Raw genomic sequence first — 7,190 nt, forward strand, 5'->3', positions numbered from 1 at the left:
GGCCGCTAGAGGCCGGTGATGCGGATGCCGGCGTGCGTCTTGTATCGACGGTTCACCGCGATGAGGTTGGCGGTGAGCGCCTCGACCTGACCGGCGTTGCGCAGCCGCCCGCCGAAGATGCCGCGCACGCCGGGCAGCAGTTCGGCCAGCGCCTGCACCGTGTCGGTCGCTGATCGCTCTTCGCCGAGCACCAGGACGTCGAGGTCCAGGTCGCTGACCGTCGGGTCGGAGAGCAGCACAGCACTCACGTGGTGGAAAGCGGCGACCACGGTGGAGTCCGGGAGCAATCGCGCTGCCTCCTCGGCTGCACTACCGTCGTCGGTCAGCAGCGGGTACGGGCCGCGTTCGTCGAAGCCCATCGGGTTCACGCAGTCGACGACGATCTTGCCCTTCAACTCGGTGACCAGCCCGGTGAGCGTCTTCTCGTGAGCCTCCCAGGGCACCGCGACGACAATCACATCGGCCGCGGAGGCTGCGCCCGCGTTGGAGGCTCCGGTGACCCGGCCGCCGGTGATTCGGCCACTGAGCTCATCTGCGGCCGTGTGAGCCCGCTCGGCGTCTCGCGACCCGATGATCACGCTGACGCCGGCGTTGGCGAATCGATAGGCCAGTCCCTGGCCCTGCCCGCCGGTGCCTCCCAGGATCGCGATGGTCAAAGCGGTGACGTCAGTCAAGGAGTTCTCCTAATGCACGGCTAGCTCGGTCCGCAGGCGCTTTCCACCGGCAGAGATCCGACGTTACGCGAAGCCGTACTGAGACTGATCAGCCGTACCTGCATCCCAGTCTTGGCGACCACTGAGATGCTGACGCGATCCGGTATGCCGTCAGGCACCGGCCGGGGCTGTGGGCTTAACGGCCGGTTCGGCGCGCTACGACCTTCTTAGCCGGAGCCTTGCGGGCGGGCGCCTTCTTCGCCGGCGCCTTGGTGGCCGGCGCCTTGCGGGCCGGAGCCTTGCGGGCCGGAGCCTTGGTGGCGGTGGTCTTCTTGACCGGTGCCTTCTTCGCGACGACCTTCTTCACGGGTGCCTTCTTGGCCACAGCCTTGGCGACGACGCTCTTGGCCGGCGCCTTCTTCGCGGGCGCCTTCTTCGCAGGTGCCTTCGCGGCCACAACCTTCTTGACCGGCGCCTTCTTCGCGACGACCTTCTTGACCGGCGCCTTCTTCGCGACGACCTTCTTCGCGACGACCTTCTTGGCGGGTGCCTTCTTGGCGGGTGCCTTCTTCGCGGGAGCCTTCGCGGCCACAACCTTTTTGACCGGCGCCTTCTTCGCCGGTGCCTTCGCGGCCACAACCTTCTTAGCGGGCGCCTTCTTCGCGGCCACCACTTTCTTCGCAGGCGCAGCTTTCTTCACTGCCGCTTTCCTAGCGGGCGCCTTCTTGGCCGGTGCGGTCATCTTGTGTTCCTCCTAGAGAGAACGAACGGTCTGAAAAAACCTTCGATAACACACAGTTGACGATGGCTAACCGCCGTCGTCAATACGCCACGCCGCATTCATGTTGCCGACGGATCGCGGTAACTCACCGCGACGAATACGCCGAACCATTCAATCCTGATCGGACTCCTCTAGTTTATAAGCCTTTTCTCGGTCGGCAATCGTCTGTAACGCGTGGGCTGCGGCATCGGCGGTTTCGAACGGCCCAATTTTATTTTCGCTGTCGACGTCTGCGAAAACCTCGACGCGATGATGGGTAACGCAGTACCAGAACGTCCCATCCTGATCCTTGGTGGAGAACATCGAATCACTCCTGTCATGGCGAACGTAGCGCTGCCCGACGTGGCAGTTGCTGCCTATCTGAGTATTCCTACCCAGATAGGCAGCGGACGAGTCGACCTATAAGCCGGGTCCTGTCCCGACGCGAACGCCGGGGGCGATCATCCATCTACGCCTACCGTCACCGGCAGGCTCTAGCGGTCTACCCGCAGACTCGGGCGAGCAGCCCTCGAACGCCTGCGCAAGCCAATGAAACATTGGCTCTTCTCGACCTTGCTCCGGGTGGGGTTTACCTAGCCGCCGCAGTTGCCCACGACGCTGGTGGTCTCTTACACCGCCGTTTCACCCTTACCCACACGCGAACGCGTGGGCGGTCTCTTCTCTGTGGCACTTTCCCGCGGGTCGCCCCGGGTTGCCGTTAACAACCACCCTGCTCTGTGGAGCCCGGACTTTCCTCGGCGAAGTCGGTAAGGACTTCGACGCGATCGCCCGGTCGGCTCGTCCGCCGCGCCGCCGATGCTACCTGGTTGCCGCCTCGATAGCCTTCGGTACGTGACGCTCCCCCATATCGCTCTCCTCCTGATCGCTGGATTCGCCGGAGGGTTCGTCAACGCGATCGCCGGTGGCGGGTCGCTCCTGGTTTTTCCGGCTCTTCTGGCGACTGGCCTCGGCACGGTCGCCGCCAACGTCACCAACTCGGTGGCCCTATGGCCGGGCTACATCGGCAACCTGGCCGGTCTCGGGCGAGCCGCCGTGGACGAGGCCCGGGCCAGGGTCGATCTCGCCCTGATCGCGGTGCTCGGCGCAGCGGTTGGCGCCGCCACTCTCCTCGTCACCCCGGAAGGCGCCTTCGATTTTGTCGTGCCGATACTGGTGATCGTCGCGTCACTGCTGGTCGGCGTCCAGCCGGTGATCGCCCGGCGGATCGGTGCCGAACAACACCGACGGCCGGTGGCTCTTCGCGTCGCCGTGGGTGTCGGCTCGTTTTATGGCGGCTACTTCGGGGGTGGCCTCGGCGTCATCCTCTTGGCCGCGATCGGTCTGACGATGGCGGCGCCACTGCGCGAGATGAATGTGCTGAAGGCCGTACTGACGATGGTCGTCTCGACGGTCTCACTCTTGACCTTCGTCTTCTTCGCTCCGGTGCACTGGGGCGACGTCGCCGTCATCGCGCCGGCCGCGCTCCTCGGCGGCGTACTCGGAGGCCGGGCCGCTCGCGTCGTCGACGAGCGTGCGCTCCGGATCGCCATCGTCACCTTCGGGCTGGGTATCGGCCTCTGGTTGGGCATCCGCGTCTACGCCTGACCACTCGATCCGCACCCACTGGAACGTCCCGCAACGGTGCCTACCACGCCCCAGCGTCGCCGAACCAGCCTAAGAAATAGGGGACTTCTCGTCCAGTCGCTCGAGGTGGCTGATGTCATTGACCAGGCGGACCGAGGCGTTTCCGTCGGCGAAGTAGTCGATGATCGAGATCGAGGCGGTATCGAGATGAATTCGGAACAGCGTCTCGTGCGGTGCGCCGAGGGCGAGCCGTAGCAGCGTCTTGATCGGGGTGACGTGGGTAACCACGACAACCGTCTGCCCGGGGTAGGCGCTGATCAGCTCGTCACGGCCACGGCGTACCCGCTGCGCCACCTGCGCGAACGACTCACCGCCGGGGGCCGGTATCTCGCCGGTGCTCGAGAACTCGGCGAACTCGACCGGCCAGCGACTCGTCACCTCCGCCATGCTCAACCCCTCCCAGGCCCCGAAGTCGAGTTCGACCAAGGCGGGAACTGCGCGCACCGGCGCCTCGCCGGCGATCACCTGAGCCGTCTGCAGACAACGCGGCAGTGGCGAGGCGACCACCGCGGCGACGCCGGGTATCCGGCGCAGTCGCGCCCGTAGCGACTCGGCCTGGGCCTCGCCGTCGGCCGAGAGCGGAAGATCATTGCGACCGGAGAAGAGCCGCTGCGGTGAGTGGGTCGTCGAGCCGTGGCGCACCAGGATCAGGCGGGTGGGAACGCTGGAACTCGGTGTCCAACTCGGCGCGGGAGTTGTCGAAGGGGCCGGAGTGCTCGCCGCAGCCGGAGCGCTCGCCGCAGCCGGGGCGCTCACCACAGCCGGAGTGCTCGCCGCAGCCGGGGGGCTCACCACAGCCGGACCGTTAGCCGCGGCCGGATCGGTGGATCGACTGGCCGGCGGCCGGGGCGAAGCCTCCGAACCGCCCGATGCGCCCGATGCGCCCCCAGCGGCCACCCGTTTGACCTTCGGTTCGATGCCCGCGGCACGATCCATCGCCTCGTTGGCCAGCCGGTCGGCATACTTGTTCCGCTCCCGCGGGATCCACCGGTAATGGATCTCCTCGAACTGCAGGGCCAGCTCCAGAGCCTCGTCTCGCAACGCCCGCATTCCTGCGTGTTTGGCCTGCCAGCTGCCCTTCATCTGCTCGACGACCAGTTTCGAGTCCATCTGGACCATGACTGAGGTAGCGCCGAGTTCGGCCGCGGCCCGCAGCCCGGCGATCAGCCCGCTGTACTCGGCCACGTTGTTCGTCTGGACGCCCAACGGTTCGTTGCGCTCGGCCAGGACCTCACCGCTGTCGGCGTCGAAGACAACGGCTCCATACGCGGCCGGACCCGGGTTACCTCGTGACCCGCCGTCGGCCTCGACGATGACGTGACGTCTCACAACCCGGACTCGGCGGTGCGGACCAGGATGATGCGGCAGTTGTCGCAGCGCAGCACCGAGTCCGGTGCCGCACTGCGTAGTGCTGAGATCTCGCTGCTCGCCAACTCCATCCGGCAGCCCTCGCAGCGCCGCTGGCGCAGCATGGCCGCACCCGTCCCGCCGTTCGGGGTACGAACCTTCTCATACAGCGCCAGTAGATCGTCGGGGATCTCAGCGGCGATCGACTCGCGCTGCTGGCTACGTTCCTGATGCGCGGCGTCAATCTCGGAGAATGCGCGGTCGCGGGCGACGAGGAGGTCGTCGCGCTCCACCTGAACGGCGCCGCGCAGGGTGAGGCGTTCGTTCTCCTGCCCCTCGAGGCCTTCGCGCTGCTCCATCACCTCGATGACGGCATCCTCGAGGGTCGCCTGGCGGCGGGCCAGCGACGTGATCTCGTGCTGCAGTCCTTCGAGGTCCTTCGCCGCAAGGCCGCCGGAGGTCATCCGCTGCTCATCGCGGGCCGCCCGCTCTCGCACTCCGTCCACCTCGCCCTCGATGCGCGTCTGCTCAGCTATGACGTCTCCGAGTTGGGTCTGGATCTCGACGATCTCCTCGTTCACCCCGGCTAGGCGCCGGTCGGCATCCTCCAGGGCGGCGAGTTCGGGCAGCGTCTTGCGCTTGTGCGCCAGCTGGGCCAGGGCGGTGTCGACGGCTTGCAGGTCGAGCAGTCGGAGCTGGGATGCGGGTTCAGCGATCACGGTGAAGACGGACTCGATTCTGGTGATGGGGCGTGCAGTGTCCATGGGTCGGTGACCTGAGTGGACACTGCAACCTTAAGGCCATCGGCGGTATCACCGAAGTGTGTGCTCAACCGCAGCGAAAGTTCGTCCAGCCAGGGCGACTCGGTGGCCCAGTGAGCGGCGTCCACCAGGGCCATCGCCGCCGGGCCCAGTTCGGTGACCGCCTCCACCGCCGGGTGGTGGCGAAGATCAGCGGTGACGTAGGCATCCGCCCCGCCGCGGCGAGCGGCTTCGATGAGTGAACCGCCCGCTCCGCCGCAGACGGCAACCGTCTCCACCCGACGCTGCGGGTCACCGGCCGCCCGCACTCCCCAGCTGGTCGCCGGCAGCGAGCGAGCGCAATGCTGGGTGAACTCGCGCAGCGACATCGCCTCGGCGAGCGTTCCGATCCGACCGGTACCGAGACGGGAGTTGACGGTGGCCTGCTCGAAGATGTCGAAGGCGGGCTCTTCATAGGGGTGCGTGGCGCGGAGGGCGGCGATCACCGGCTCACGCCGCCGGCGCGGCAGCACCATCTCCAGCCGGCTCTCGGGCACCTCGGCCCGCTCCCCCACCGTGCCGATCGTGGGATCGGCGCCCGGCAACGGTCGAAATGATCCGACCCCTTCGGAGACGAAGCTGCAACCGTCATAGTCTCCGATCGCCCCGGCCCCCGCGGCGGCGAGGGCCGCTCGGAGTTGATCGGTGACCGCGGTGGGAACGAAGACGACCAGCTTGTCCAGGGCGGGCAGCGGCAGCGGGTCGAGGGGACGCAGCGAGGAGAGGCCGAGTCGGGCCGCGAGCGCATCGGAGACCCCGGGGACGGCGACGTCGGCGTTGGTGTGCGCGACGAAATGCGCCACCCGGGAGCGGATCATCGCGTGCACCAGCCCACCCTTGGGGTCATCGGCGGCAACGCCGTGGACACCCTTCATGAGCAGCGGATGATGAGTGATCAATAGCTGCGCTCCGGAGTCAATCGCCTCCGCTACGGTGTCGGGCACGGCATCGACGGCCAGTAGCACCCGCTCGACCGGCTCACCCGGATCGCCACAGACCAGTCCGACCGCATCCCATGGCTCGGCCGTCGCCGGGTCGAACCACGACTGCATTGCCTCGATCACGTCAGCTAAAAGGACCACTGTGCAGACGTTACCGCCGCCGGCGCGGGGGTGAGAATCTGCGCTGGCGCAGCCCACCGGGCCATGGCAGAATCCGTCACTCACAGCGCGGACAACACCCGCGCTCAGGGTGGAGGGACCCTCATGATTTTTGCTGACGGAACGTTGGGACTCATCGTCTTCGGACTCTGGATCTTCTGCATCATCGACGTGATCACCACCGATGAGTCGCAGTGCCGGAACCTGCCGAAGCTGGCCTGGCTGTTCATCGTGCTCTTCCTCTTCGACATCGGTTCGATCATCTGGCTCATCGCGGGAAGCGCGCGCACCAACAAGGCCGCCAGCGGACTGCCGTACAAGGGCAACGCCGGCAATGGCAGCCGCTTCCCCGAGTACGAGCGTCAGGGCCGCATTCCGGCCACCAACCCCGACGACGACGAGGCCTTTCTGCGCCAGTGTCGGGAGCGGGCCGAGAAGCAGCGTCAGCAGCTCAAGCGAAACCAGCAGGCCCAGGAAGACGGCGCCTGAATCGCGAATTTCGGCACTTATTTCTACTCCGGTTCGCCGGGAACACAACGCCAAATCGTGTGATCACGATGACAGATCCGGGCGCCCCAAAAAGGTCTAGCGTGTGCTCTGTGCCCACGAATGGTTCACACGAATTAGTAGGGAAATGCGGGAGAATCACGCTCAGCATCCCGATCTCCGGCCCCGGCGAAGTCCTGCTCCCAGTGCGCGGCAGCAGCGAAGCATTCGCGGCATGGGCTGACGCCCCGCTGCAACGCAACACCCGCGTTGTGGTTGTCGAGCAGATATCCGCTCGCTCGGTTCACGTCACGCCGATCCCATAAACAGCCAGGCCACTCAGGCCGGCGTTCGGCCGCGACGGTTGCGAACAACCAGCGGCACTAAGGAGAAAGTCCAG

The 7,190-nt window shown here is 66.5% G+C and carries 8 protein-coding genes and 1 other RNA gene; 2 read left to right on the forward strand and 7 right to left on the reverse strand.

The window, feature by feature from the left end:
- Positions 1-5: 5 nt before the first annotated feature.
- The 4 genes from npdG to rnpB form a co-directional block, all read right to left on the reverse strand.
- Complete coding sequence (gene npdG / locus CPH63_RS17875) at positions 6-674, reverse strand: NADPH-dependent F420 reductase (protein WP_096304153.1); 669 nt, start codon at positions 672-674, stop codon at positions 6-8.
- 175 nt (positions 675-849) lie between these two features.
- Positions 850-1,395: a histone H1-like repetitive region-containing protein gene (locus CPH63_RS17880; RefSeq protein WP_096304154.1), complete on the reverse strand. Its 546-nt coding sequence runs from the start codon at positions 1,393-1,395 to the stop codon at positions 850-852.
- 150 nt (positions 1,396-1,545) lie between these two features.
- On the reverse strand, positions 1,546-1,737 hold the full coding sequence (locus CPH63_RS22425; protein WP_157749633.1) for a hypothetical protein: 192 nt from the start codon (positions 1,735-1,737) through the stop codon (positions 1,546-1,548).
- 83 nt (positions 1,738-1,820) lie between these two features.
- An RNA gene (gene rnpB, locus CPH63_RS17885) (RNase P RNA component class A) lies at positions 1,821-2,214 on the reverse strand.
- A 51-nt stretch (positions 2,215-2,265) separates the two neighbouring features.
- Here rnpB and CPH63_RS17890 point away from each other — a divergent pair.
- Positions 2,266-3,018 (forward strand): sulfite exporter TauE/SafE family protein, encoded by a 753-nt coding sequence (locus tag CPH63_RS17890; protein WP_197704424.1) that lies wholly within the window; start codon positions 2,266-2,268, stop codon positions 3,016-3,018.
- Between the two features lie 69 nt (positions 3,019-3,087).
- Here the strand turns inward: CPH63_RS17890 and CPH63_RS17895 are convergent, their stop codons facing one another.
- The 3 genes from CPH63_RS17895 to CPH63_RS17905 are packed head-to-tail and all read right to left on the reverse strand — an operon-like array spanning position 3,088 to position 6,286.
- Positions 3,088-4,386, reverse strand: coding sequence for a bifunctional RNase H/acid phosphatase (locus CPH63_RS17895; protein WP_096304155.1), 1,299 nt, complete (start codon positions 4,384-4,386; stop codon positions 3,088-3,090).
- Positions 4,383-5,168: a zinc ribbon domain-containing protein gene (locus tag CPH63_RS17900; protein WP_197704425.1), complete on the reverse strand. Its 786-nt coding sequence runs from the start codon at positions 5,166-5,168 to the stop codon at positions 4,383-4,385. Before CPH63_RS17900 ends, CPH63_RS17895 begins: the two co-directional genes overlap by 4 nt.
- Positions 5,120-6,286 (reverse strand): Nif3-like dinuclear metal center hexameric protein, encoded by a 1,167-nt coding sequence (locus CPH63_RS17905; RefSeq protein WP_096304156.1) that lies wholly within the window; start codon positions 6,284-6,286, stop codon positions 5,120-5,122. Before CPH63_RS17905 ends, CPH63_RS17900 begins: the two co-directional genes overlap by 49 nt.
- Before the next feature lie 123 nt (positions 6,287-6,409).
- Here CPH63_RS17905 and CPH63_RS17910 point away from each other — a divergent pair, with 123 nt between their 5' ends.
- Positions 6,410-6,793, forward strand: coding sequence for a PLD nuclease N-terminal domain-containing protein (locus CPH63_RS17910; protein ID WP_096305258.1), 384 nt, complete (start codon positions 6,410-6,412; stop codon positions 6,791-6,793).
- Positions 6,794-7,190: the final 397 nt, after the last annotated feature.

The sequence above is a fragment of the Jatrophihabitans sp. GAS493 genome (assembly GCF_900230215.1).
Classification (GTDB): domain Bacteria; phylum Actinomycetota; class Actinomycetes; order Mycobacteriales; family Jatrophihabitantaceae; genus MT45.